Origin of the sequence: Solirubrobacter deserti, from assembly GCF_027587175.1 — a bacterium.
GTDB lineage: Bacteria > Actinomycetota > Thermoleophilia > Solirubrobacterales > Solirubrobacteraceae > Solirubrobacter > Solirubrobacter deserti.
The window spans coordinates 1-508 of record NZ_JAPCID010000129.1; the positions used below are offsets into that span (position 1 = coordinate 1).

A 508-nucleotide genomic window follows, 5' to 3' on the forward strand; every position below is an offset into this window, starting at 1 on the left:
TCGTCGAGAAAGACCACTTTCGCCTGTGATTGCAAGGTGGCGGTCATGACCAGCCGTGAGCATCGCGGTACTCCTCCGCAACGACAAATTCGTTGACCCACCGCTCGGACGCCGCGCCAAGCTGGGTGGCGATATGCAGCGCCTCTTCCGGATCAGCTGCTCGGCCGGCTTCTGTGCCTTCGCCGACGTCCTCGTCCTCGTTCACTGGCGCGAACTCGCTGAGGTCGAGGAACGTCGGATCGCACGGGTCATGGACCAGGTGGAGCGTGACGCCGAAGGCGCCGCCGCGCGAAGAGACGGACAGCCACCGCACCACCGGCTCGTGGTTGTGTGGCTCGAGCGCAAGCAGCTGCTCGACGACCTTGCCGCGCCGGAGCGCTGCGATGGCTTCGGGACAGGTGAGGTGCCGGCGCACGCGAGAGTTCTACACGGCGTCGGCTGCTGCTCGCGTCGGACTACGAAGGCTCCTTGCTCGAGATCACGCCTCGTGGACGGGCGAGTTCGTCGA

Annotated in this window: 1 protein-coding gene; it reads right to left on the reverse strand. The window is 65.9% G+C overall.

The features are described from left to right. Positions 1-43: 43 nt before the first annotated feature. Entirely contained in the window at positions 44-415 is a 372-nt protein-coding gene (locus tag OJ962_RS34240; protein ID WP_202958990.1) for a hypothetical protein, read from the reverse strand. Positions 416-508: the final 93 nt, after the last annotated feature.